The organism is Streptomyces sp. NPDC020490, from assembly GCF_044335305.1.
GTDB lineage: Bacteria > Actinomycetota > Actinomycetes > Streptomycetales > Streptomycetaceae > Streptomyces.
On the sequence record NZ_JBIRUY010000030.1, the window covers coordinates 13,692 to 38,023 of the forward strand.

21 protein-coding genes and 2 pseudogenes are annotated in these 24,332 nt (G+C 73.3%); 6 read left to right on the forward strand and 17 right to left on the reverse strand.

Annotated elements, in window-relative coordinates; all coding sequences use genetic code 11:
• Positions 1-44 precede the first annotated feature (44 nt).
• On the reverse strand, positions 45-1,184 hold the full coding sequence (locus tag ACH4ZX_RS27720) for an acyl-CoA dehydrogenase family protein (RefSeq protein WP_398278213.1): 1,140 nt from the start codon (positions 1,182-1,184) through the stop codon (positions 45-47).
• 90 nt (positions 1,185-1,274) lie between these two features.
• Between ACH4ZX_RS27720 and ACH4ZX_RS27725 the strand changes: the two genes are divergently transcribed.
• The gene (locus tag ACH4ZX_RS27725) at positions 1,275-1,901 is read left to right on the forward strand and encodes a TetR/AcrR family transcriptional regulator (protein WP_398278216.1); all 627 of its coding nucleotides are present in this window, start codon (positions 1,275-1,277) and stop codon (positions 1,899-1,901) included.
• A gap of 7 nt (positions 1,902-1,908) precedes the next feature.
• Here ACH4ZX_RS27725 and ACH4ZX_RS27730 read toward each other — a convergent pair.
• The 4 genes and pseudogenes from ACH4ZX_RS27730 to ACH4ZX_RS27745 all read right to left on the reverse strand — a co-directional run.
• Positions 1,909-3,378: pseudogene (locus ACH4ZX_RS27730) on the reverse strand (aldehyde dehydrogenase family protein); the annotation flags it as partial.
• Between the two features lie 86 nt (positions 3,379-3,464).
• Positions 3,465-4,358, reverse strand: coding sequence for an oxygenase MpaB family protein (locus ACH4ZX_RS27735; protein WP_398278219.1), 894 nt, complete (start codon positions 4,356-4,358; stop codon positions 3,465-3,467).
• A gap of 12 nt (positions 4,359-4,370) precedes the next feature.
• Entirely contained in the window at positions 4,371-6,062 is a 1,692-nt protein-coding gene (locus ACH4ZX_RS27740) for a DUF6114 domain-containing protein (protein ID WP_398278222.1), read from the reverse strand.
• A gap of 24 nt (positions 6,063-6,086) precedes the next feature.
• The gene (locus ACH4ZX_RS27745) at positions 6,087-6,719 is read right to left on the reverse strand and encodes a DUF6230 family protein (protein ID WP_398278225.1); all 633 of its coding nucleotides are present in this window, start codon (positions 6,717-6,719) and stop codon (positions 6,087-6,089) included.
• A 175-nt stretch (positions 6,720-6,894) separates the two neighbouring features.
• Here ACH4ZX_RS27745 and ACH4ZX_RS27750 point away from each other — a divergent pair, with 175 nt between their 5' ends.
• From ACH4ZX_RS27750 to ACH4ZX_RS27760, 3 genes and pseudogenes are all read left to right on the forward strand, one after another.
• Positions 6,895-7,827, forward strand: a complete 933-nt coding sequence (locus ACH4ZX_RS27750) for an oxygenase MpaB family protein (RefSeq protein ID WP_398278228.1) — start codon at positions 6,895-6,897, stop codon at positions 7,825-7,827.
• Position 7,828: 1 nt separating this feature from the next.
• Positions 7,829-8,712, forward strand: a pseudogene (locus tag ACH4ZX_RS27755) (oxygenase MpaB family protein).
• Between the two features lie 39 nt (positions 8,713-8,751).
• On the forward strand, positions 8,752-9,978 hold the full coding sequence (locus ACH4ZX_RS27760; protein WP_398278231.1) for a cytochrome P450: 1,227 nt from the start codon (positions 8,752-8,754) through the stop codon (positions 9,976-9,978).
• An 81-nt stretch (positions 9,979-10,059) separates the two neighbouring features.
• Here ACH4ZX_RS27760 and ACH4ZX_RS27765 read toward each other — a convergent pair whose 3' ends face one another.
• The 5 genes from ACH4ZX_RS27765 to ACH4ZX_RS27785 all read right to left on the reverse strand — a co-directional run bounded on the left by ACH4ZX_RS27765 (position 10,060) and on the right by ACH4ZX_RS27785 (position 14,544).
• The gene (locus ACH4ZX_RS27765) at positions 10,060-11,322 is read right to left on the reverse strand and encodes a cytochrome P450 (RefSeq protein WP_398278234.1); all 1,263 of its coding nucleotides are present in this window, start codon (positions 11,320-11,322) and stop codon (positions 10,060-10,062) included.
• Complete coding sequence (locus tag ACH4ZX_RS27770) at positions 11,319-11,936, reverse strand: GTP-binding protein (RefSeq protein ID WP_398278237.1); 618 nt, start codon at positions 11,934-11,936, stop codon at positions 11,319-11,321. The genes ACH4ZX_RS27765 and ACH4ZX_RS27770 overlap by 4 nt, the downstream gene beginning before the upstream one ends.
• Entirely contained in the window at positions 11,917-12,273 is a 357-nt protein-coding gene (locus ACH4ZX_RS27775; protein WP_398278240.1) for a DUF742 domain-containing protein, read from the reverse strand. The genes ACH4ZX_RS27770 and ACH4ZX_RS27775 overlap by 20 nt, the downstream gene beginning before the upstream one ends.
• On the reverse strand, positions 12,270-12,689 hold the full coding sequence (locus ACH4ZX_RS27780; protein WP_360751824.1) for a roadblock/LC7 domain-containing protein: 420 nt from the start codon (positions 12,687-12,689) through the stop codon (positions 12,270-12,272). The genes ACH4ZX_RS27775 and ACH4ZX_RS27780 overlap by 4 nt, the downstream gene beginning before the upstream one ends.
• A 127-nt stretch (positions 12,690-12,816) precedes the next feature.
• Positions 12,817-14,544: an ATP-binding protein gene (locus tag ACH4ZX_RS27785; RefSeq protein ID WP_398278243.1), complete on the reverse strand. Its 1,728-nt coding sequence runs from the start codon at positions 14,542-14,544 to the stop codon at positions 12,817-12,819.
• A gap of 616 nt (positions 14,545-15,160) precedes the next feature.
• On the opposite strand from ACH4ZX_RS27785, the gene ACH4ZX_RS27790 reads away from it, so the two are divergent.
• The gene (locus ACH4ZX_RS27790; RefSeq protein WP_398278478.1) at positions 15,161-15,622 is read left to right on the forward strand and encodes an ATP-binding protein; all 462 of its coding nucleotides are present in this window, start codon (positions 15,161-15,163) and stop codon (positions 15,620-15,622) included.
• Positions 15,623-15,636: 14 nt separating this feature from the next.
• Here the strand turns inward: ACH4ZX_RS27790 and ACH4ZX_RS27795 are convergent, their stop codons facing one another.
• The 7 genes from ACH4ZX_RS27795 to ACH4ZX_RS27825 all read right to left on the reverse strand — a co-directional run bounded on the left by ACH4ZX_RS27795 (position 15,637) and on the right by ACH4ZX_RS27825 (position 22,370).
• A complete protein-coding gene (locus tag ACH4ZX_RS27795; RefSeq protein ID WP_398278245.1) occupies positions 15,637-16,080 on the reverse strand; it encodes a DUF3093 domain-containing protein in 444 nt (147 codons plus the stop codon).
• Between the two features lie 93 nt (positions 16,081-16,173).
• On the reverse strand, positions 16,174-16,296 hold the full coding sequence (locus tag ACH4ZX_RS27800; RefSeq protein ID WP_398278248.1) for a hypothetical protein: 123 nt from the start codon (positions 16,294-16,296) through the stop codon (positions 16,174-16,176).
• 117 nt (positions 16,297-16,413) lie between these two features.
• Entirely contained in the window at positions 16,414-16,941 is a 528-nt protein-coding gene (locus tag ACH4ZX_RS27805; protein WP_398278251.1) for a hypothetical protein, read from the reverse strand.
• 69 nt (positions 16,942-17,010) lie between these two features.
• Positions 17,011-21,042, reverse strand: coding sequence for a tetratricopeptide repeat protein (locus ACH4ZX_RS27810; RefSeq protein ID WP_398278254.1), 4,032 nt, complete (start codon positions 21,040-21,042; stop codon positions 17,011-17,013).
• 98 nt (positions 21,043-21,140) lie between these two features.
• Positions 21,141-21,881: a hypothetical protein gene (locus tag ACH4ZX_RS27815; protein WP_398278257.1), complete on the reverse strand. Its 741-nt coding sequence runs from the start codon at positions 21,879-21,881 to the stop codon at positions 21,141-21,143.
• A 58-nt stretch (positions 21,882-21,939) separates the two neighbouring features.
• Complete coding sequence (locus ACH4ZX_RS27820) at positions 21,940-22,107, reverse strand: hypothetical protein (protein WP_398278260.1); 168 nt, start codon at positions 22,105-22,107, stop codon at positions 21,940-21,942.
• Complete coding sequence (locus ACH4ZX_RS27825; protein WP_398278263.1) at positions 22,104-22,370, reverse strand: hypothetical protein; 267 nt, start codon at positions 22,368-22,370, stop codon at positions 22,104-22,106. The genes ACH4ZX_RS27820 and ACH4ZX_RS27825 overlap by 4 nt, the downstream gene beginning before the upstream one ends.
• Before the next feature lie 345 nt (positions 22,371-22,715).
• Here ACH4ZX_RS27825 and ACH4ZX_RS27830 point away from each other — a divergent pair, with 345 nt between their 5' ends.
• A complete protein-coding gene (locus tag ACH4ZX_RS27830; RefSeq protein WP_398278266.1) occupies positions 22,716-24,311 on the forward strand; it encodes an XRE family transcriptional regulator in 1,596 nt (531 codons plus the stop codon).
• Positions 24,312-24,332 lie beyond the last annotated feature (21 nt).

The window sequence follows — 24,332 nt, forward strand, 5'->3', positions numbered from 1 at the left end:
ACGGCCGCCCCGCATCCGCGCGGGGCGGCCGTCGGCGTGTGCGCTCAGAGGCCGTAGCTCTTGCCGATGATGTCCCGCTGGATCTCGCTGGTGCCGCCGTACACGGTGGAGACGACCGCGGACCGCAGGTGGCGTTCCATGCCGTACTCGGTGGCGTAGCCGTAGCCGCCCATCATCTGCATGCACTCCAGCGCGACCCGCCTGGCCGTCTCGGTGGCCTTCAGCTTGGCCATGGACGCCTCGCGGGGGAACAGCCGGTCCGGCTGCGTGTCGCAGTCCGAGGCCACCTCGCGCACCAGCAGCCGCGCGCACTCGATCTCCGTGGCGAGGTCGGCGACCCGGTGCCGCAGCGCCTGGAAGGAGCCGATCGGACGGCCGAACTGCTCCCGCTCGCGGACGTAGGCGACCGCGTCGTCGAAGGCCCGGCGGGCCAGGCCCAGCATGTTGGCGGCCAGGAACAGCCGTTCGTGGTTCAGCCCGGCCATCAGTTGCTGCCAGCCCTGGTCGACCTCGCCGACGACGGCGTCGGCGGGCAGCCGCACGCCGGTGAGGAAGACGTCGTTGACCTCACGGCCGCCCATGGTCTCGATGCCCCGGATCTCCACGCCCGGCGTGTCGGCGGGGAGGTGGAACATGGTGAGGCCGCCGTGCTTGTCGGCGCCGGTCCGGGCCACCAGCAGGATGCTGTCGGCGATGTGGGCGTTGGAGATCCACGTCTTCTGACCCTCGATCAGCCAGCTGCCGTCCGGCTGCCGTTCGGCGCGGCAGCGCAGCGCGCCCACGTCCGAACCGGCGGCCGGTTCCGACATGGCGATGGCGAGGACCGAGCCGTCCGCGGCGGCGCCGAGCACCTCGCGCCGCTGCCGCTCGGAGCCGAACCGCTCGTAGGCCTTGGCGGTGATGACGGTGGTGACGAAGCCCCCGGCCGGCACCATCCCGTAGGAGGTCTCCTCCAGGAAGACGCAGGCGTCGGCCAGGCCGCCGCCCGCGCCGCCGTACTCCTCGGGCAGGCAGACGCCGAGCCAGCCGAGTTCGGCGAGCATGCCGTAGATCTTGGGGTTGTGCGGTTCCCGGCCGCCCTGGGTCAGCGCGTCGCGCTGCTCCCGGGTGCCGCACTCGCGCCGGGCGAAGTCACGGACGGCGGCGGCGAAATCCGACTGCTGCGGGGTGAGACGGCTTCCCATGGAGTCCTCCGGAGATCGATGGAGATACATATATATGAGTGTTGTTTCAATGTTGCTAACCGGGGAGGTGCCGGTACCGTGAAAGGCACCATGAAGACTTCTGCTAACGACTCCCTGCTCGCGCGGGCCATCGCCCGGCCCGAGACGGAGGAAAAGCTGGCGCGGCAGATCCTCGACGCCGCGGTGGAACAGTTCACGACCTTCGGGCTGCGCCGCTCCTCGGTGGACGACGTCGCCAAACGGGCCGGTGTGTCGCGGGTGACGGTGTACCGCCGTTTCCAGAACAAGGACGGCCTGGTCGAGGCGTGCCTGCTGCGGGAGGGCAGCCGCTTCTTCAAGAAGCTCGACTCCGCGGTCGCCCCGCTGCCCACCATGGAGGACCGCGTCGTCGAGGGCTTCGTGGTCACCCTGCGGTACACCCGGGCCCATCCGCTCTTCGGCGGACTGCTCAGGCTCGAGCCGGAGGTCGTCCTGCCCTACATGACCGTCCAGGGCGGGCCGACCCTCGCCGCCACCACCGAGTACCTGACGGGCCATCTGCGCCGCGCGCAGCAGACCGAGGGCCGGCCCGAGAGCGATCCCCGGCCGGTGGCGGAGCTGATGGTGCGGGTCGCGGTCTCCTTCCTGCTCAACCCGGCCAGCTGCATCCAGATGGACGACGACGAGCAGGCCCGCGCCTTCGCCCGCCGCTACCTCGCCCCGCTGCTGGACGCCTGAGCGCCGCTCAGCGCCGCTGGTGCAGCCGGCGGGCGAGGGCGATGACGCGGGCCTTCGCCGCGGCCGGGGTGCGGAAGGACGTCAGGTCGACCGGCGCGGCGAAGCGCCGCACGGTGACCGACTGCGGCGCGGTGAACGCCAGCAGTCCGTCCGCCCCGTGGACGCGGCCGAACCCGGAGTCGCCGGAGCCGCCGAAGGGCAGGGCGGGCACGGCGGCGAAGCCGAGGACGGAGTTGACGGACACCGCGCCCGCGCGCAGCCGGGCGGCGATCGCGGCGCCGGCGCGCCCGCTGCCGGTGAACACCGCGGCGCCGAGCGCGTACCGGGAGGCGTTGGCGCGGCGCACCGCCTCGTCCACGTCCGCCACCGCGTTGACGGCGACGGTCGGCCCGAAGGTCTCCTCGGTCATGGCGGGCGAGTCCTCCGGCACGTCGACCAGGACCACCGGGGCGACGAACGGCGCCGACAGCGACTCCACCCCGCCGAGCGCGGCGCGCGCCCCGGCCGCCAGGGCCTCGCGGACGTGCCGCTCCACCACGGCCGTCTGGGACGGCATCGTCATCGGCCCGTAGGCGGCGTCCGCTCCGGTGCCGGGGCGCAGCACGCGGGCCCGTTCCACGATCTTCTCGCACAGTGCCGCGTGCACCTCGCGCACGGCGTAGACGCGCTCCACGCCCGCGCAGGTCTGCCCGGCGTTGCCCAGCGCGCCCCACACCACCGCGTCCGCCGCCGCGTCCAGGTCCGCGTCGGCCGTCACGATCACCGCGTCCTTCCCTCCGCACTCGGCCAGGAACGGCGTCAGCGACTCCGCGCAGACCGCCATCACCTTGCGCGCGGTCCCCGGCGAGCCGGTGAAGGCCACCTTGTCGACACCGCAGCGGACCAGCGCCTCGCCCGTCGCCGCCCCTCCGGTGACGACGGCGAGCAGACCGGCGAACTCGGGCACGGCCGCCTCGAAGCACTCGGCCAGCGCGATCCCGGTGCCCGGGGTGTACTCCGACGGCTTGAACACGACGCCGTTGCCGGCCGCGAGCGCGTAGCCGACGGAGCCCATGGGCGTGTAGACGGGGTAGTTCCAGGGGCCGATCACCCCGACGACGCCGAGCGGGCGGTGCACGACCGTCGCCGCCTGGTTGGCGGCCACCAGCCCGGTGCGCACCCGGCGCCGGCCCAGCACCCGGCCGGCGTTGCGCGCCGCCCAGTCCAACTGGCCCAGTGCCAGCAGCAGTTCGAGTTGCGCGTCCTGGCGCGGCTTGCCCGTCTCGGCCGACACGGTGTCCGCCACGCGGTCCAGCGACGCGGCCAGCTCCCGCTTGAACGACAGCAGATGGGCGCGGCGCCGGGAGGCGGGCAGCGCGGCCCAGCGGCCGGCGGCGGCGCGGGCCCGGTCCACCGCCGCGGCGACCTCGGACGGCCCGTGGACCGGGTAGTGGGCGAGCGGTTCTCCGGTGGCCGGGTCCTGGGAGGCGAAGGTGGCTTCGGTGACCTCCGTGACCTCGGTGGCTTAGGTGGCTTCGGTGGCTTCGGTGGCTTCGGTGGTGCCGGGTCGGCGGGTGGTGTGCGTCATTGCTGCTCCTGCGGTGAGGTTTCTTCGGCGAGAGGGGCGAGGGGCCTGCTGTGCGCCCAGTGCGGGCCGAGGTCGTCGAGGGTCCAGCCGAACGGGTAGCTGCGGGGCTTGGTGCGGTGCGGGAGCCAGTCGGGCCGGGCCGGCAGCCGGCGTACCAGGGCGGCGCGGGCCCGCAACGCGCGGTGGGCCGCCGTGCGCAGCCAGCGGGGCTGGGGGCGGAAGCCGAGGGCGGCCAGCAGCGGTTCGTCCAGCAGCGCCAGCGAGACACGGGCGACCAGCGGCCGCAGCGGGCGCGGGAACCAGCCGGTGATGACCCGCAGGGTCGCCGCCGCCACCCGCCGGTTGGCGGGGTCGTAGGCGAACATCTCCTTCTCGTAGTCGTCGTGCAGCCGCTCGAAGCCGGCGTAGTCGCCGGGCAGGTCGGCGATGCCCATCAGCTCGCCCATGCGCCGTCCGACCAGGGCCATGCTTTCCGTCTCCTGCGGGGACAGCGCGCGCCATCCGTAGCGGTCGATCCAGCGTTTGGGGCCGACCACGGTGGTGGCCAGGACGTAGAGGTAGTCCTCGTTGGGTATGCGGTAGCGGCCGTGGATGCGGTTGAGGTGACGGGCGGTGGCCCGGCCGTGCTCGGAGTCCATGCCCTCGCGGACCATCTCGTAGGCGATCAGCACCGTGTCGTCGTACCGCTTCTGGCCCGCGCGTTCGAACTCCTGGGTGTGGTCGAGGAGTTGCGAGATGCGCGGCACGCCGTAGTCGCGCAGGAAGGCGACCGAGACGCCCTGGAGGTAGTCCCAGGGGAACTCGTACTGGGTGAGCCACCAGAAGATCTGCTCGTAGTCCTTGTGCGGGTCCAGTCGTTGGATGCGGCGGAGCCGGCTGTAACGGCCCATGGGTGTCGTCTCCTATCGCGGCCGGCTGTGTGCGCTCAGGTCGGAGAAGTTGACCGTCTCGGCGTCGACCAGCACCTGTCCGGCCTCGACGGCGGTGACCGACAACTGAGGCAGCTGCACGGCGATGGGCAGGTTGGCGGGGACGAGGTCGGCCCCGATGCAGATGCGGGGGGTGCTGACGTCGATGACGGGGATGGTGATGGAGCCGGTCAGCACGGTGACGTAGATGTCGACCTGGGGGATGTCGAGGTCGACGTCGATCGTCTGCGTCTGGCCGCCGGTGTCGAGCCGGAAGGAGTAGTTGTCGGCCACCAGCCGGTCGGCGTGCACCCACAGCACCTTCATCCGCCCGCCGTCGGCCGTGGTGAGGTAGGTCGCGCCGTGGATGATGGCCCCGTAGGCGGTCAGGCTGTCCGCGCCGACCTCCGGGTAGACGGTGTTGACCGGATAGGTCGCGCGGGGGCGGCCCGGTTGGCCGCCGAGGACGATCGGCGGGCGCAGCGCCGTCAGGTCGTCCGGGTCGTCGGGCATCCGGCCGGGTACGGCTTCCCCGGGCTCGGCGTCGTCGCCGGATTGGTCGGGGTCGGGCAGCCCTCCGGTGTCGACGCCGGTGATGCAGGGGAGGGTGACCTGGGCGCCCTTGGCGGTCCTGTCCGGTCCGTCCGCCGCGGGGCTGTCGGTGCCGCTTTCCTTCCCGCCGCCGGGGCTGTCGTCGCCGGGGTGCGTCGCCCCGCCGGACGGCGACGCGGCGGCGGACGCGGACGTGGACGCGGTGGCGGAGGCGGAAGGGGTGGCGGCGGGACCGGTGCCGGTGGGGGCGGGGGTCGTCGCCGGTGTCTCCCAGGGCCAGTTGATCGTGGGCCAGGGCACGGGCAGGAGGTCCTGCGCCGGGGCCGCCCCCGCGGTGCCGGCGGCGGCCCCCGCGGTGCCGGCGGCGGCCGGCAGCGCGGCCGCCGCGAGTACCGTGCTCACGGCGAAGAGGACCGCGCCCCGCGCCCGGCCGTGCCGCCTGCCGGGGCGGGCGCGGTCCTCACAGGCTTTTGGGAGGTCGCCCTCCCGTCCCGCGGCCCGGAGCCCGCGGCGCGCGTCCGCCCGCGCCACCCGTCCCGTCCCGGCCGCCGCTCCGGTCACCCGTCCCGTCCCGGCCGCTCCGGTCACCCGTGCCACCCCGGCCGCCGCGTGCGGCCGGGTGTCCCCGGCGGGCCCGGTCTGCTGCTGGGCCTCCTCGGCGCGGTCGGCGTCCTCCCTGCCGGAGCCAGGGGTGTCCGGCTCCGCGGGCGCGGGCCCCGGCATCCAGCCGAACGCCATCGAGGAGCCGATGAGGCCCGCCATCATGCCGATGCCGAAACCGCCCAGGTTGGTGGTCGCCATCGACGTCAGCGACGCGACCGCGGTGACGATCGAGACGAACATGCGCTGGTCGGGCTTGAAGAGGAAGAACACTCCGCCCGCGACGAGGACGACGCTGATGCCGACGGCCGACATGGCGCCCACGCCCACTTTGATCATCAGCGGGAGCGGGGCGAGCGGGATGGCGACCATCTCCACACCGCCCGCGATGACCCACATCGCGGCCCAGAACGGCCGCCTCCTGCGCCATCCGCGCGCTGCGCGCCGCAGCCGCGGCGCGGGCAGCATCCGGTCGAGCCAGTCGCCGGTCTCACGGGCGAGTTCCGACAGGAAGCCGAGAACGAAGGTGAACATGGCCTGAGTCCGTCCTCGCCGCCGTCAGAAGCACTGCTTGCCGGTGCGGCTGAACTCGATCTGGAGCTTTTCCAGCGTCAGGGTGCCTCCGTTGGCGGAGTAGGCCGTGCTCTTGACGTCGTGGGCGACGGCCGTGCTCGCCTGGACGCCGAAGACACCCTTCGGTCCGGTCACGCCCGGTGCGCCGGTGAGGGTGGAGGCGTCCCGGCCGGCCTGGACGCCGGTGACCTTCCCGCCGCCGCCGGTGAGCGCGTCCGCGTTCACCACCAGGTTGCTGCCCTCCAGCGGCTTGTCCGCGCCCGAGTGCACCAGCATGGAGATCTTCCCGACGACGGGCAGCTTCTGCTCCAGCGAGACGCACACGTCGGAGACCGTGCCGTTCTTCACCGCGGCCAGCAGGACCGGCTTGGCGTCGTCGGCCGAGTCGCCGATGGAGGAGGGGAAGGACGACACACCCTCCGCGGTGACCTCCGAGGCGGCGACCTTGAACGCCGTTCCCGAGACGGCGAAGGAGGCGGCCAGCGCCCCCTGCGCGAGGGCGATGCCCAGCGCGCCCACCGCCAGCGTGCACGGGACGAACATGACGGCGCTGCGTTTCCAGTGGGTACGGCCCTCACCCTGGGTGTTCCGTGGAGTATGTGCCGTTCTGTCGCTCATGGTGCGTCCTTCCCGTTCCGGGTTGTTCGGCGGCATGACGTGCGGCATGACGTGTGGCGTGACGTGGGGGGTGAAACGCGGAGCGGATCACCGAGAGAGTCGAAGATACAAAAACTATTGACTTGTTTCACAGGGCACGTCAATACTCCGGACACGACGGAGAAACGGAGGCGCCATGACCGCTCTGCCGCACACGTCCGAAGCGTCAACTGACTTCAGGGGCAAGGGAGTCGAGGCTTCCTCGCAGATCCGGGCGCCGCGCCGCGGCGACGCGGTCTGGCGCTGCTTCGGCGACATCCGCGCGACCCTGATGGCCCCGCAACTGCTCCTGCTGCAGGTCTCGCACCCCGTGGTCGGCGCGGGAGTCGCGGACCACAGCAACTTCCGCGCCGAGCCCTGGCCACGCCTGGTGCGCACCCTGCTGTCGCTCACCACGGTCGTCTACGGCGGCCAGGAAGCCGCCACGGCCGAGGCGCGCCGGCTGATCCAGGTGCACACGCCGATGAAGGGCACCGACTCGGCGGGCCGCCGCTACCACGCCCTCAACCCCGAGGCCTACCACTGGGTGCACGCGACGCTCGTCAAGGGCCCGGTCGACGCGCAGCGCCTGTTCGGCAAGGGCATGACCGACGGCGAACTCGAGGCGTACTACCGCGGAATGCGCGACGTCGGGCGCGTGTGGGGCCTGAAGGACCATCATCTGCCGCCCGACTGGCCGTCGTTCGTCGAGTACTACGACGACATGGTCGCGGAGCGCCTGGAGTACAACCGGTCCGTCCAGGACGTCCTCGACGAACTCTCCCGCCCCGCCAAGCCGTTCGCCTGGATATCCGGCCCGCTGTGGCGGCCGTTCGCCCGCGTCGCCGCCCACTTCGCGCTCCTGGTCACCGTCGGCACCCTGCCGCCGGACCTGCGGGAACGTCTCCACCTGCGCTGGAGCGCGCGACAGGAACGCGCCCTGCGGCGCTTCGCCCGGCTGGTGCGGATGCTGACGGCGCTGGTGTCGCCCCCGCTGCGGATCACCGTCTCCCTGGCCATCGCCTACTGGGCGACCCACCGGCCGGGCACCGAAGCCGCGGCGCGCCGGCGGCCCCTGGGAGCGTGGTGACATGACCACCAGGTCCGAGCCCGTCCCGTTCGCCCCCGGCTCCATCCTGTGGGACATCGCCGGCGACGTCCGGCTGCTGCTGTCCCTCCCGGCCGCCACCGTCCTGCAGGTCGCCCACCCGGCCGTCGGCGCCGGCGTCGACGAGCACTCGGTCTTCCGCACCGACCCCTGGGGCCGCGCCCAGCGCTCCCTGGAATCCCTCCAGTTGTGGGTCTACGGCGGCGAGCGGGCGATCGAGGAGGGCCGCAGGCTGCGCCGGCTGCACAAGGGCATCAGCGGCACCGACACCCACGGCCGCGCCTACCACGCCCTGACCCCCGCCTACTACGCCTGGGTCCACGCCACCGCCTACCCGGCCTTCCTGCGAGCGGCCCGGTACATGTCCCGCCCGCTCGACGAGCAGGACGAGCGGCGCCTGTACGACGAACTGCTCCAACTCGGCGACATCCTCGGCATCCACCGGCGCGACATGCCGCCCACCCCGAAGCGTACTGGCCGTATTTCGACGCCATGGTCCGCGACTAACTGGAGAACACGGTCGTCGCGCGGGAACTCCTCGACCCCCGCAGGCCCATCCCGCCGCCGGACGGCGCCCGCGCACCGCTGCGCCTGGTCTGGCCGCTGCTGCGCCCGGCCCTGGCGCGGCTGCACGTGTTCGTCACCACCGGCCTGCTCCCGCCCGCCGTCCGCGAGCACCTCGGCCTGACCTGGAGCGCCCGGGACGAACGCAGGCTGCGCCGCTTCGGCGCCGTCGTGCGCACCCTCGTACCGCTGCTGCCGGAACGGCTGAGGTACCTGCCCGTCGCCCGTGCCGCCCGCCGCGCGGCGAGTGAACATGCAACTTCGGCCAGGACTGGTCTGTTTGAGCCACCGAAAGATCAATAATCTGTACCTCGAACGTATGCACCTACTTCGAGGAGTTCCGTGTCCACTGCGCAGCAGGTTCCCGACATTCTCTCGCCCGAGTTCGCCGAGAATCCCTACCCCGCCTACGCGGTGATGCGGGAGGAAGCGCCCCTGATCTGGCACGAGGCCACCCAGAGCTACATCATCTCCCGCTACGAGGACGTCGAGCGCGTCTTCAAGGACAAGCAGTCGGAGTTCACGACCGACAACTACAACTGGCAGGTGGAGCCGGTCCACGGCAAGACCATCCTGCAGCTCAGCGGCCGTGAGCACGCGGTGCGGCGCGCTCTCGTCGCCCCCGCGTTCCGCGGCAGCGACCTGCAGGAGAAGTTCATGCCGGTGATCGAACGCAACTCGCGCGAACTCGTCGACGCGTTCCGGCACACGGGGTCGGCCGACATCGTCACCGACTACGCGACCCGCTTCCCGGTCAACGTCATCGCGGACATGCTGGGCCTGGACAAGGCCGACCACGCCAAGTTCCACGGCTGGTACACCTCCGTGATCGCCTTCCTCGGCAACCTCTCCGGCGACCCGGAGGTGACCGCCGCGGGCGAGCGCACCCGGGTGGAATTCGCCGAGTACATGCTGCCGATCATCCGCGAGCGCCGGGAGAACCTGGGCGACGACCTGCTGTCCACGCTGTGCGCCGCCGAGGTCGACGGTGTGAGGATGAGCGACGAGGACATCAAGGCGTTCTGCAGCCTGCTGCTCGCCGCCGGCGGCGAGACCACCGACAAGGCGATCGCCGGCATCCTCGCCAACCTGCTGCTGCACCCCGAGCAGTTGGCGGCCGTCCAGCAGGACCGGAGTCTGATTCCGGCCGCCTTCGCCGAGACTCTGCGCTACACCCCTCCGGTCCACATGATCATGCGCCAGGCGGCCACCGACGTCGAGGTCACCGGCGGCACCATCCCGAAGGCCGCCACGGTGACCTGTCTCATCGGAGCCGCCAACCGGGACGAGCGCCGCTACCGCAACCCCGACCGCTTCGACATCTTCCGCGACGACCTGAACACCACCTCGGCGTTCTCGGCCGCCGCCGACCACCTCGCCTTCGCGCTCGGCCGGCACTTCTGCGTCGGCGCCCTGCTCGCCAAGGCAGAGGTGGAGGTCGGCCTGAACCAGCTGCTCGACGCCATGCCCGACATCCGTCTCGCCGACGGATTCGACCCGGTCGAGGAGGGTGTGTTCACCCGCGGCCCGAAGGCGCTGCCGGTGCGCTTCACTCCCGTCACCGGCTGACCGACCGCCGTTCTTCCGCCCGCGTCCTCCGCGCGCCCGGGGATCTCCGCCCGTTCCCCGTCCGGCCCGCGGAGGACGCGGTCACTGCACGGAAGGGGTGAACCGCACCGGCATCGACGTCAGTCCGCGCATCCAGATCGACGGACGCCAGGTCAGCTCCCACGTCTCGACGCCCAGCACGATGTCGGGCAGCCGCTCCAGCAGCGTCTCCACCGCGGTGCGTGCCATCACGTCCGCCAGCAGCGGGGCCGGATACGGGCAGCGGTGCTCGCCGTTGCTGAAGGACAGGTGCGCGGAGTTCTCCGCCCCGACGTGCGAGTCGGGCCAGATCTGCGGGTCGGTGTTGGCCGCGGCGAGACCGAGGACCAGGCAGTCGCCCTCGCGGATGAGCCGACCGCCGAGCTGCGTGTCGCGCACGGCCCAGCGGCCGATGAAGTTCTGCGTCGGCGTGTCCAGCCACAGCACCTCGTTGAGCGCGTCCCCCACGCTGACCCGACCGCCCGAGACGTTGACGGCGAAACGCTCGTCGGTCAGCAGCAGACGCAGGGTGTTGCAGATCCAGTTCGCGGTGGGCTGCTGCGCCGCGGCGATGACGGAGATCAGGTCCTGCACGATCTCCTCGTCGGCCAGCCCGGCCGGGTGCTGCAGCATGCGGGAGGTGACGTCCGGACCGGGCCGCTCCCGCTTCTCCTTCACCAGCCGCATGATGCGCTCCCCGACCCGCATGTACGCGGCGACCGGGTCGTCGCCCTCGCCGGCGTCCAGCGAGATCCGCAGGTCGTCGACGAGCTGGTCGACGTCGGCGTCGCCGTACACACCGCACATCCACAGCACGGCACGGGCCGGCAGGGCGTGCGCGTACATGCTCATCAGCTCGGCCTGACCGCTGCCGGAGAAGGAGCTGATCAGATGGTCGGCGATCAGCTCGCACTCGCGGGCCAGCTCGAACTGGTCCACGCCCTCCAGCGCCTGCGTGATCACGCCGGCCCGCCGCTGGTGCTCGGGTCCCTCGGTGAACAGCACGGACGGCTGGTAGCCGACGAACGGCAGCAGCGGCCAGTCCGGCGGGATGTTCGGCCACTGGTTCCAGCGCCGGGAGTCCCGCGCGAACAGCTCGTCATGGCTGGTGACGTAGCAGACCTCGGGATAGCCGAGGACGAGCCAGGCCGGTATGCCGCCGTCGAGGAGCACGGGCGCGACCGCTCCGTGCTCCCGGCGCATGGTGCGGTACAGCTGCGACGGCGTCTGCTGGTACTCCAGGCCGCCCAGCTGTACGGCGTCGGCGTGCGCGGGGCAGCCGGGCGGGGGCGTGCTCGCGGAAGGGGAGCCGGTGGTGTCGCTCACTGTGTTCTCTCCTGGGACAGGGCCATTGCGTAGAGGTGGTCCACGAGAGCGATGAGGACCTCCTTGCCCGACGACCTGAGCCGCGCATCGCAGTCGATCATGGGCACGTGTGCGCCCAGGGCGAGCGCCTGACGGATCTCCTCGAGCGAGAACCGGTTGTCGTCGTCGTCGAACCGGTTGACGGCCACCACGAACGGCGTCTTGTGGTGTTCGAGCCGGTCGATCGCGTACCAGGAGTCCTCCATGCGGCGGGTGTCGACCAGGACGACCGCCCCCAGCGTGCCGGAGAAGAGCCGGTCCCACAGGAACCAGAAGCGCTCCTGGCCGGGCGCGCCGAACAGGTAGAGCACCATGCGGTCGTTGAGGCTGATGCGGCCGAAGTCGAACGCGACGGTGGTCGTCGTCTTGCGTTCCACGCCGGCCGTCTCGTCGACGCCCTGCCCGGCCTGCGTCATCACCTCTTCGGTGTTCAGCGGCCGGATCTCGCTGACCGAGCGGACCAGGGTGGTCTTGCCGACGCCGAAGCCGCCCACGACGACGATCTTCAGGCCGGTCTCGGCGGCGTCGGCCAGCGGCGTGCGCTGGGAGGGCAGCTCAGAGGTTGCGGAGCCCATGGAGCACCTCCTGGAGCAGGGCGGTTTCGGGGAGGTCCGCGACAGACCGGGCCGCGCGGGGGTGACGGGCGCTCACCTTGCCCATGGCATGGAGGTCGCCGAGGAGGATCCTGACCACGGTGATGGGCAGCTTCAGCTCGGCCGAGACCTCGACCAGCGCGGTCGGGTGCTGGCACAACTCGAGGATGCGGACGTGTTCCGACTGCATGCCGGCCGTGGGCTCGCACTCGCTGACGATCAGTGTCACCAGGTCGAACGAGTCGTCGGCCTCGCTGCGGCCGCCCGTGACCGTGTAGAGCCGGTCGGGATCGCCGATGTCCACGGGTTTGTGGCTCACGCTGTGGCACCCCTGCTGACGGGCGTGCGCGGCTCGGCGCGCAGGTGCTCGCCGATCTGGTCCACCATCTCGGTCATCTGGTGACCGACGACGCCCGGGTCGGCGTTCTCGTCGGCGACGACCGCGAGGTGCGCGCCCTGGCCGGCCCCCACGACGAACAGCAGGCCCCCGTGGAATTCGGTCATGGAGTGCCGGACGCCGCCCGACCCGTCGCCGAACTCCACGGACGCGCCCTGCGCGAGCGCCTGGATGCCCGAGCAGATGGCCGCCAGCTGGTCGGCCTGGTCGAGGGTCATGTGGTCGGTCCAGCACAGTTTCAGGCCGTCCCGGGACAGCACGAGGGCATGACGCGTTCCCGGAGTGCGCTCCAAGAGGTTCGTCAAGAGCCAGGTCAGGCTGTTGTCAGTGGTCTCCATGGTGGCTGGGACGGGTCATGACCGGCGGAGGGTCACCCGGCCCGTTCCTCCAATCCAACGAGGTGCAGCGAATCGGTGCAGGGGGTGGTGTGGGCTGTGCGGCCCTGAGCTGTGCGGAAGGCCGGACCTAGTCCTCGGACTCGGTCTCGTCTCCGGTGCGGGTGCCGGGCTCGGCGGGGGAGCCGCCGGCCTGCCGGCTGCGGTGGAAGGCGGCGAACTGGCTTCCGGCGTTGCGTGCCGGACCCGTCTCGTTCGCCGAAGACCGCGACCGGTCCGGTTTCGGCCGGCCCCGCTCCGCCTCGGCCATGGTGCGTCCGGGGGCCCGCACGGGCAGCCCGTTGGGGGTGGCCGACGTCCCCCTGCGGGGCGTCTCGGCGCGGGGCGTCACGTCCGCCCGCGCCACCGACGGGGACCGCGGAGGGAGGGGCGCCTCGGCCGCGGGGGCGGGGGCCGGCGCGGGTACGGCCGGGGTCTCGGCGCCGGCCGTGCGGCGCTCGGCGGTGACCGGCTCACGCTGCTGGGCCACGAGCTCCGGCGGCAGGAGGACGACGACGCCGGTACCGCCGCGCGAGGAGGGCCGGTAGTTGACGCTGATGCCGTACTTGAGCGCGAGACGGCCCACCACGCCCAGGCCGAGCCGGGTGCCCTGCAGCGAGGCGAGGTCGGTGACGTTGCCCGAGACCGCCTCCTCGGCCCGGCGCATGGCGGCGTCGGACATCTTCAGACCGCTGTCCTCGATGGTCACGACGATGCCGGCGCTGCGCTCCTCCACGTACACGTGGACCTCGTCGATCGGCGGGGAGAAGTTGGCGGCGTTGTCCATGAGTTCGGCCAGCAGGTGCATCACGCCCTCGGCCGCGAAGCCCGCGATGGCGGCCTTGCTGGAGTTGTGCAGGCGCACCCGCCGATAGGCGGCGATCCGGCCGACGGCGCCCCGCAGGATGCTCTCCATGACGATCGGCTTGTTCCACACGCGGCTGGGACGGCCTCCCATGAGAAGGGCCAGCCGGTCGGTCATCAGACCCAGCTGGGAAGTGCTGTGGTCCAGGCGCAGCAGGTCGCCGAAGACCTCTCCGCCGTGCCGGTCCTGCATGTCGCGCAGGTCGGCGAGCATGCTGACGGTCTTGGCCTGGACCCGGCTGAGCGCCTTCGCGGAGGCGGCCTGCGCGGCGGCGGACCGGCGCTCGCTGTAGGCGAGTTCCCTGACGAACGATTCGGCCGGGGTGCGCAGCAGCGGGTTCTGCGGCCAGTCGAGCTTGGCCAGAACGGTGTCGGCGGAGCTTCCGTCCCGCAGCAGGGCGACCGCGGCGGGCAGCGTCTCGTGCGTCAGGCGCTCGAGTTCCGCGGTGCCCTGGGACAGTTCGCGCTGCATGAAGCCGAGTTCCGTGTGCGCCTCGGCGGACCGGCGGATCGCCTCGGCGATCTCGGTGGCGAAGACGTGCAGGATCTGCCGCAGATAGGGGTCGGTGGGGGTGGCCGCACGGGCCAGCGCCTCGTCGGCGCCCACGCCGCTCTTGAGCTGCCGCGCGATGGTCGGCAACGTGACGTTGACCAGCTGGGCGGTCTCCACCGCCTGCTGGGTCCAGTTGTTCTTGGTCATCTCCAGTTCGCCGCCCCGCGCGGCGACTTGGCGGCGCGCGCGGCGCAGCAGGGCGGAGCTGGTCGCGGCGATGCCGGCGATGCAGCACCAGGCGACGGCCGCCGTGCCCATCACCCACGGGCGGGCGCTGTCCGGGGCGGCGGCGATCACCGCTCCGGCGCCCGCGGCGGGCGCGATCAGGGCCGTGGCGAAGGTGGCCGGGATGGAACGCCCCTGCGCAGATCGGCGCTGGTGGGGTTGAGCAGGCACTGACATTCCGCGGTCCCTCGGTCCGTGAGAGCAGGAGTACGTGGACGACTGAAACATCGCCGACAGGCCGGAGGACGGATGACCATCTTCCAGATCAAGCACGCCGCTCATGCTAGTCATCGCTTCCGGCGGTCGGTCCCGGCAGAGCGGCTCATTGTTCGGAGATCGACACTTCGTCGGGAAAAAAGTCAGGACCCCGGTGCGGTGTGGTAGTTGCGCCGAGTTGACGTCGGTCGATCTCAAACGGGCGGCAGTTGGCGCTTTCGGGCATTCTTCGAACGGCTTGATGCGTGTCGCATGAGCTGAAACCTTATCGGGTAGGTCGATTTTCAGCCAACTGTCTTACCGATGTCGGCGTCATGGGTCGGACGCCTCCCGCGCGGCCGCCCCGGAGGCGCGTCCCGTCCGCGTCCGCGATGCCGATGCCGTGCGGATCGTGGAGAAGGGAGGGCGGATGCGGCGAACCTGTCGCCCCGCGGCCCCCGGTCCTCCCTCTTGCACGAGCCGGAGGCCGACCGGGTTCAACGACGCTGGTGTTGAGGTTGCGTACGGCCGCGATTCGGGGGTATCCGAGTGCCGTTAGCCGTGTTGCTCAGGACGAGGGTGGCGGTGTGGGCCAGTGGTGCACGAAGACGAGGATCAGCCGCTGGTCAGCCGTCCCGTGTCCGCGGCCGTGGCCCTCGGCGCCGGAGAGCCGATCGCCGAGGCCCGCCGGGCCGCGCGCCGCTTCATGGCCGAGGTGCAGTCCGTGCACGGGATCCCGGTGTCGGACCGCGCCATGGGCACGGTGGAACTGGTGGTCAGCGAGCTGGTGACCAACGCCTACAAGTACGCGCCCGGCCCGTGCCTGCTCGACCTGGAGGTCGGCGACGGAGCCGTGGAGATCAGCCTGTGGGACGGCGACCCGACCCTCCCGGTGCCCCAGGCCGCCGACCCGGCCCGGGTCGGGAAGCACGGGCTGGAGATCGTCATGGCGGTGTGCCGCAGCTTCGAGGTCCGCCGTGAGCCGGTGGGCAAGCGGGTCAGGGCCACGATCATGCTCGCCGACGATCCGGGCGGCCACCCGGCGGGCCGCCTGATGTGACCGCGACGCGCCTGTCAGGCGCGGGCGAAGGCCAGTACCGCCAGCAGGGTGGCCGGCCGTCGGGTGGAGAGGTACAGGTAGGGGGCCGGGCAGTCCGGGTCGTCGATCTCGATGCGCAGCGCCGTCGGGACGTAGCTGCGCAGCAGCATCAGCGCCCGCACGTCGGCCCGGCGGGTGCGCCAGAGGAACGCCTCCTCCTCGTCCAGCATCTCCGCCGCGCCGAGGGAGGCGAGCGGGAACCGCATCGCACCCGCCCGGAGATGACTGCCCGTCACCACGATGCCGACGCCGCCATAGGCGTGCAGCCCCCAGCCGGCCAGCGCGGTCACCGTCACCATTGCGCCGACGGCGATCGCGGGTCCGGCGAACAGCAGGACGGCGAAGGTCATCACACCCGGCAGGGCGGCGACCCAGAACCACGTTCCCGGCACGCCGAGACGCTCCTCGTAAAGACGCATGCAGTCACCATGCCAGCCCCGCCCGACGCCCCGCGCACCGGCCCGAAGCGGGCGGTGACCGCCGCTCCGGCCGGGTGAAGGGCGACGGCGCGGTCACTTCCGGCCGTAGGCGTACGCCGGGCAGACGTCGGCCGAGGCGGGGGCGCCGTCGGCGCGGGGGAGTCCCGGGACCGCGGCCACGAGCAGCAGGCCCGCGGACACCAGCGGGCCCGACATCCTCGCTCGCGGGGGCCCGCGTCGGCGCCGTCCCCGCGACGGGCCGGGGACCGGACCGCCGCACCCCGTACGGCTCCCCGCGAAGGCCCTTCCGCCGCCCGGGCGCACCGCACGGCCTCAGTGGGCCAGGCTGAGCGCCAGCAGCAGCCCGTGCTCGGCCGGCTGGAAGAAACGCCCGCCGAACTGCGCGGTGCACTCGTGACCGTCGGGGCCGGAGACCTCCGCGATGGTGATCAGATGCGCGACGAACCAGTCGCGGGCCGGGGCGTTGCCGAGAGCGAAGAGCGTGCCGAGCTGGTTGCTGCTGAAGATGACGGACACCTCGCCGGTCTCCCGGTGGACCAGGCACAGATAGGCGCCCGTGTTCAGCGCGAGATTGCGGGCGTTGACCCAGTGCAGCACGTCCGTGTGCCGGCCGGCCGGGATCGCCGTGGCGACGCCCGCGGTGAACCGCAGGAACCACGGCTCCTCCTCCCGGGCCGGATCGGCCCACACCAGCCCCAGCCCGCCGCCGTGGGCCAGGGAGAACTCGTTGTCGTCGACCGGCAGCCCGTTCGCGGACTTCACCGATCCCGGGTAGCGCGCCTCGGCGACCTCGGCGAGGAAGCGGATCAGCTGACGCTGCTGCTCGGTGCCCAGAGCCATGTGTGTCTCCTGTTCGGTCGTGTCCTTGCCGCGTGTCCCTGCCGCCGCGGCCTCGGGCCCGGGCAGGCCCTATTCCTCCTGGAGCAGCGCCAGTACGGCGTGCGCGTCCGGCGCGGGCAGGAGCGTGCCGAGCCGGTCCGCCACGGTTCCCCGGCCGAGCCGGCGCACCAGGTCCCGGTAGACGCTCCGGTTCCTGGCGAGCTGAGCGTTCTGTACGGCGGCCTGCCTCAGGCGCAGGGTGGCCTGGGCGAGCGCCCGCAGGGCGTCGTTCCACAGCTCCGGGCGGCCCGTCCGCTCGGCGAGGGTGAGCAGGACGCGGGCCAGCGCCCCCAGACTCTCCGCGACACCCGCGTCGGCGCCGGCGTCGCTCAGGATCCCGGCAGCCCGTCCGAGGAGGTCGCGGGAGAGCTCGAGATCGCCGTCCGCGCACGCGACCACACCCAGCTGGTGGAGGTAGCGGCCCTCGGTGTCCTTCGCACCCCGCCGCCGCGCACTGTCGAGGCATTCGCCCCACCGCTTGCGGGCCGTGGCCAGATCGCCCGCGTGCCGGGCGACGGTGGCGACCAGGTTCAGTCCCAGCTCGCGGTCCTCCGCGCCGCCGCCGCGTTCCGCGAGCGTGAGATGGTGCTCGGCCAGCTCGCGGGCCGCGTCCAGGTCGCCCTGCATGACGGCGGCGTACGCGAGATAGGTGTACGCGCGCAGGATCCCGTCGGCGTCACCGATCCTCTCGTTGAGCAGCAGCGCCTCGCGCGCGTGGGCCTTGAGGTCGTCCGGCTGTTCCAGACGCAGGTGGACGTCGGCGATCAGCAGCATGGTCCCGGCGATGCCGTGCCGGTCCGCGGGTTCCTCCCGGTCGCAGCTCAGCGCCTCCTCGAAGCACCGCAACGCGTCCGCGTACCGGCCCTCGTCGATGGCCCGCTGCCCCCGCTCGGTCAGCCGCGCCGCCCGGGACCGGCGGTTCGCGCCCTCGTCGGGCCCGTCGCCGGTCTGCCGCGGGGGCGGCGGGGCGGCCGCGTCGCCGCGCCTTCTGGCGAGGATGGTGAGGGAGTGGTGCAGGCGGTGCGTCTCCTCCTGGTCGCCCAGCCGTTCGTTGAGGGCCAGCGCCTGGCGCAGGTGGGCGTCGGCGGCCTCGTACCGGGACAGGTCCGTCTCCGCGGCGCCGAGCCGGTGCAGGCTCTGCACGACTCCCGCCTCGTCCCCCTCCCGGCGCCGGATGAGCAGGGCGCGTTCGTACGCCGGCAGGGCGGCGGCGGGCCGGCCGGTCTCCCGGTCGCAGTCGCCGATCCCCTCGTGGGCGTCGGCGGCGAGCAGGGACTCCGGCGGGACGACCGCGAGGGCCTCCCGCGACAGCGCCCGGACCCTGTCGAACCTGCCCTCGACGAAGTAGCGGCGCCACAGCAGTCCCGTCATGGCGAGGAGCCCCTCCACACTGCCCGCCTGCCCGTAGTGGTACCTGGCCTCGACGGCGGCCGACACGTCGGCGGGCGTCTCCAGACCGTCCTCGCCCAGCCCGGCGGACCAGTGGGCCGCCGCGTCCTGGTGCGCCGACCGGCACACCTGCGGAGCCAGTTGTGTGAGATACGTGGCGATCCACCGGGGGACGGAGAACAGCGGCTCCGCGCCCGGACGGAACGCGGGAGACAGCAGCCCGGCCGACAGGAGGTCGTCGAGCACCTGATGCCCGTCGGCCCCGGCCGGGGCGGGCCGGGCGCGTACGGTCAGCGCGGCGAGCGCCGACGCCGAGGTGCCGCCCGGCAGCACCGCACGGGCGGGCACCGGCGTGCGGAAGACCGAGGCGGTCACCAGGCAACCGCGGGCGTCGGGCCGCAGCGACGCCCACAGCGACGGCAGGCCCGTGTCCTCCGCCGCGGCCCGCGCTGCCTCCTGGAGGACCGCGCCGAGCCCCCTGCCCGCCACGGACCGTACGTGGTCTTCGGGGCCGTCCACTCCGCGGGCGCGCAGCACGTCCAGCAGACGCGGCCAGGCGTCCGGGACGGCCTGCTCGGGGACCGCTCGCACCAGGCAGGACGCGAAGACGAGGGCTCGGGGGTGGCCGCCGAGACCGTCGATCAGCCGGTCCAGGTCCCGGGCGCGCAGGACGCGCAGTCCGGACAGGCGCCGCGCCAGCCGGCCGGCCTCGGCCCGTCCGAGCGGCGCCAGCCGAAGGACGGCCATCCGCGTCCCGCCGTCGGGCGGCAGGCGCCAGGGCGAGCGGGAGGTCACGACGAGACGCCTCGAGCCGTTCCCGGTGGCCCACGCGGTCAGCAACGCGGTCACGAGGGGGTCGCCGGAGCACGCTCCGTCGGCGGCGTCCGACCGGCGCCCGTCCGCCGTACCCCCGCCGGGGCTCCGGCCCTCCGCGTCACCGGCGGCGCCCGGCGCGAGGTCCGCCACGACCACCGCCGGCCCGGTCTCCGGGACGCGGCCGCCGGACGCCCGCGCGCTCGCCTCATGGGTGTCGAACCACGTCCGGGCACGCCGGACCCGCTCGTCCCACGGAACGCCGGGCTCGCACAGGCGCCGGGCCGCCGGGGAGCCGGCCCGCCCGCCCAGGGCCCGCGTCAACCGCGCCAGGGCCTCGGCCGCGCCGGTGCCGTCGTCCAGGCGCGCCACCCGGTCCGGCGGCACACCCCGGCGCGTCAGGAACTCCTCGACCAGCGCCGTCTTCCCCGTTCCGCCGAGACCCGTCACCTGGACCGGTTCGCCGGCCTGCCACAGCCTGCCGGCCAGCCACTGCAGCTCCCGTCGGCGTCCGACCCGGACCAGGGAGCCGGCCGGGACGCTCGGGGCCCGGCCACCGGATCCGGAGCGGTCCCGCGCCGGGCCGGCCTGCGCCGGTGCCGTGCGCAAGCCGCCGGGACGCCCCGGGGCGTACAGGGCCGGCGTCGCCCACTCCGCCGCCGCGACCCGGCGCGCGGGCTGCCCCGCCGGGGCCGCGGTGACGCCGGTCGGCGGCCGGCGCGCGTCCTCCAGCTCCCGCCGGACCCGCGCGATCACCTGCGCCGTCGGGGCCGTGACGTCCTCGGCGAGACACCGGTAGAGCCGGGCGCAGAAGTCGGTGGCGTAGGAGTCGGTGACCTCGGCCGTCATGGCCAGCACGGCCGGGAAGCCGGCCGACGCGAAGTTCTCGGCGAGGCCGGGCAGTTGGCGGGCGTCCGGGGCCGGGCGGGGCGCGGACAGGTCGGTGCGGGGGGTGAAGGGGGCCGTCGGCTCACCGCGTGCCGAGGCGCAGGCGGACAGCACCAGCAGGGCGGGACGCGGGACGTCGTCGGGGAAGGCGGCGAGGAGCCGGTCGAAGGGGACGCGGTCGGCCCCGCCGTCGGCCCGCTCCAGACACAGGCCGTTCTCGAACCCGTGGCACGACAGGTGCACGATGTCGAAGGGACCGCCGTGCAGCGCGTCGCGCAGGGCCTGCCAGGTGCCCTCCTCCAGCAGTTCCAGCACCAGCCGCCCGCCGCGGCCCGCGGCCTCGCCGGCCTCGGCCAGCCGGTGTTCCTCCGTCTCGATGTCGAGGCGGGCGTAACCGCGCTCCTCGGGTGCGGCGATCAACGCCAGCATCCGCAGCGGCCCGCCCGGCTCCTCCCGCCGGGCGCTCTCGTGGCCGTACCCGTCGCCCAGCGATGCCGAGCGGTACAGCGCCACCCGCGGGTCCAGCGCCAGGGGCGAGCCGGTGCCCGGGTGGCACAGCGCCTCCCAGGGCAGGTCCTTGAGCGGCGGCTCCACCACGTGCAGACCGAGGCTGAACACGGCGTCCCGGCCGGGCGGCTTCTCCAGCGCGGCGGCGAGCGCGGCGCCGACGGGACCGTCCAGGTACGTGCGGGTGAGCGCCGCGCCCGCCGCGACGAGGTCGGCGTGCGAGGGGTCCGCGGGGTCCGTGCCGTGCGGCGGACGCAGTGGCGCGGCGGTCTCGACGGCCCCGGTGCCGTACCGGGTGCGCCAGGCGCGCAGCACCCACAGGGCCTGGTCGGCGGCGTGATCCAGAGCGCGGGGCCGCTGTCGTACGACGCCTGCGCGGCCGGGCAGGCGCAGGGCCACCTGCTCGCTGCCCAGGTGCAGGACCGCGCCCGGCGCGGCGGGCGTGCGAGGGGAGGGAGACGGCATGGGAACTGCTCCGTGGGTCGGTGCGTGGCTTCCGGGTCAGCGGGCCCGGGCGGAGGAGGTTTCCGGGTCAGTGGGCCCGGGCGGAGGAGGTTTCCGGGTCAGTGGGCCCGGGCGGAGGAGGTGACGGTGCCCGTCCGGACGCCCGGCGGGGAGGCTGTGCAGTGCGAGGCGGCCGGCGGGGAGGTCGCGGAGGTCGCGGAGTGCGAGGCGGCCGGCGGGGCGGGCGGTGCGGCTCGTCCGGCGCTCGCCCCGGAGGTCGACAGCACCAGGCAGAGGGCGCCGACCAGGGTGATCCCGCAGCCGACGAACGTATGGAAGCGGGCCCTGCGCACGCTCGAGCGGACGTCCCAGGCGTACATGAGGGCCGAGATGCGGCTGAGGCGGGCGTAGTCGTCGGCCACCCACGCGGCGGCCTGCCGGCAGGCCGCGGCCAGGGTCTGCCGTCGCGTCGGGTCGGTCTCCGCCGCGAGCAGCCGCGTGACCTCGGCGAGCGCACGCCGGTGCGTGGCGCGCGAGGCGTCGAAGTCCACCAGCGTCGTGGCGCCCCGTCTCGCGGACGGTCCGAGGAACAGCTCCGGCTCCGCATCGATCAGCGCGGCGATCTCCGCGAACCGCGGGGTGGCGAGGTCCCGGTAGGACAGCAGACGCGGCATCAGCGCCTCGCTGGTGAACCACAGCGCCCAGCCGATCCCGGCCAGCGCGATCAGCAGCCCGCCGAGCGCGGCGAGAAGCCGTCCCGTCGAGGCCGCCGACCGCATGGCGGTGAGGGGCACACCGGCGAGGAGGACGGCGCCCACGGCCGCCAGGGCCGCGAGGATCCATTTCGCGGTGGCCCGCATGTCCGGTACCGCGTCGAGCGGGGAGTGCGTGCCCTGGTCCGCACGTCCCGGAGCCGCCTCAGTCGTCGGGCCCGTCACCGTCGCCCTTGAAGAAGAAGCCGGGCGCGTCGTCGAGCGGGCCGGTGACGGCCTCGTCGCCCATCACCTGCCACCGGCCGTTCAGATACACCTCGGGAGCGGGGCCGGTGAAGCGGACCTCGCCCTCCTCGGGCGGCGACGCCGTCACGACAGCGCCTCGGCGACCATCCGGTCCATCTCCAGGCGGGCGTGCTGGGGCAGCGCGGCGTGCAGGACGGACCTGTACCTCCGGGCACCCTTCACGGCGCGCTCCCTGCCGTTCGCGCGCAGCCGGCCGGCGAGTTCGGAGATCTCCCGGCAGATCTGCGCCCTCCCCTCGGGCGAGTTGCGGGCGTGACCGCGCAGGTAGGAACGAGCGAATCCGTCGATGAGCTCCTCCAGCTCCTGCTGGCCCGCGGGCTTGAACAGCATTGCTTCCCCCTGCCGTTGACGATGAGACGGTGCGCCGGCCCGGCTGTGACCGCGCGGTCCGGGAGCCGGGCCGGGCGGTACCCGGCCGAATGCCGCCCCCGTGCGCACATCCGGCCAGGGCCCTGGTTCATTGATAAGGCAGGCGCCGGTCGCCGCGGGCGCGCGTTGCACGGCGGATCGGGCCGTGCAACGGCACTTGCTCCCGCGCCGCCTCTGGGCTAGCTGTTCCGTCTCGGGAGAACGGGGACGCCACCGCATGTGAGCGAAGGCGTACGGTATTTGACGGATTGCTTACGGATGCCCAAACCCGCCCGTCCGCCGCCGCCGGGTGCCACTCTGGGTCGTATGTCGCACACGGCACCACAGCGCTCCGCCCGGGTTCCGTTCCCCGCCACGGTGGCCGTCGACGCCCGTCGGCGCGTGGCATGGCTGCTGCGGGTCAACCGCCTGCTCGGGGCGCACGACGGCCACGTCTCGCTGCCCGCGTTCGCGCGTGCGTTCCCCGGCGGCTGCTTCGGCCATACGGTCAGCGCGAGCGCGCTGTCGCGATGGGAGACCGGGCAGGTGGCGGTGGGGTCCGCCGCGGTGAGCCGCTACGAGGAACTGCTGGGGGTTCCGCGCGGTCTGCTGCTCGCCACGGCGCAGACCACGCTGCGCTACCTGGCCCCCTCGGCGCTGTCGCGACCGCCGCTGGCCGGGGCCGGTCACGGGCTCGACGCCGCCTCCGACCGGGCGCAGGTGCTGCTGGACCGCGCGCTGTCCAGCGATCTGATGCGGGGCGAGGACTGGGCCCGGCTCACCGAGGCACTGTGTGAGATCGACCGGTTCGTGCTGGTGCCCACCGACACCTGGTACCGGATCACCGAGCGGCTCGTCGAAGAGATGGTCATCGCCAACGGCGCCCCGTGGATGCTGCGGTTCGAGGCCCTGAACCGGCTGCTGAACCATCCCAGGGCGGCTCAGCACGCGATCGCCGTCTGCGCCTCCATGGCACGTGACGGCTCCAACTACGCGGCGACCGAGGTGATCTGCGCCCTCGACAACACCGCGCACGCCGACGCCGCCGCCCGCGTCCTGGCCGAGCTGCAACGGCCCACCAGCCAGCGGGCGTTACAGGGAGCCGTCATGGCCTGCATCCGCAAGATCCACTACCGGCACTTCACGGCCTCGCAGCTGCTCCGCCTCGGCCGGGCCGCCCATGACATCGGCCCCGAATGGGATCTCTTCGGCCAGGTACGGGCGTTGTCCGGGGCGTTACGGGAGTCGCCCGGCCCCGTCCCGGCGCAGCGGACCCGGCTGGGCGCACCCGATGCGGGCCAGGCTCCCGCCGAACTCGCGGCGGTGGCACGGCGGGTGCTGCGGCAGGCGCGGCGTGCCACGCCGTCCGACGGAGCCGACGCGGTCCTGTCCGCCCTCGTCACCGAGATGCTCTGCCACCCCCTCTTCGACGTACGGCTGTACACGGCGGTTCTGCTCGCGGCCACCCCGTACCGTGCCGGGCTGGCCGACGCGGTCGTGGCCGAGCTCGACCGCCCGCACGTCGCCGCGGCGCCGTCCTGCGCCCTGCCCCTGCTCGGCGCCCTGCGCGTCCTGGGCGACGCCGGTCACCGCGGCACCGTGGAACGCCTCGCGCTGTCGCCCGGGCTGCCGCGCGCCACGGTCTCCGCGGCGGTGCACAGCCTCGGCCAGATCGACCGCGACCAGGACGACGACGCGTTCTTCACCCGCGCCCTCGCCCAGTACAGCCGGGAGTGGACGCAGCGCAGGGACCCCGCCGCGGCCGCCACGCTGAGCGGCCTGGTCTACGTGATGGGCCGGGCGGGGCGCACCGACCTGATCAGGGACGTGCGCGACCGGCCCGATCACCCCCTCACCGCGCGCGAGGCGGCCGCCTGGTGGCTCGGCCTGTCCGAGCGGACCCTGGCGAGCTCGCTGGTGTGAACCCGCCCCGGCCGGCTCGCC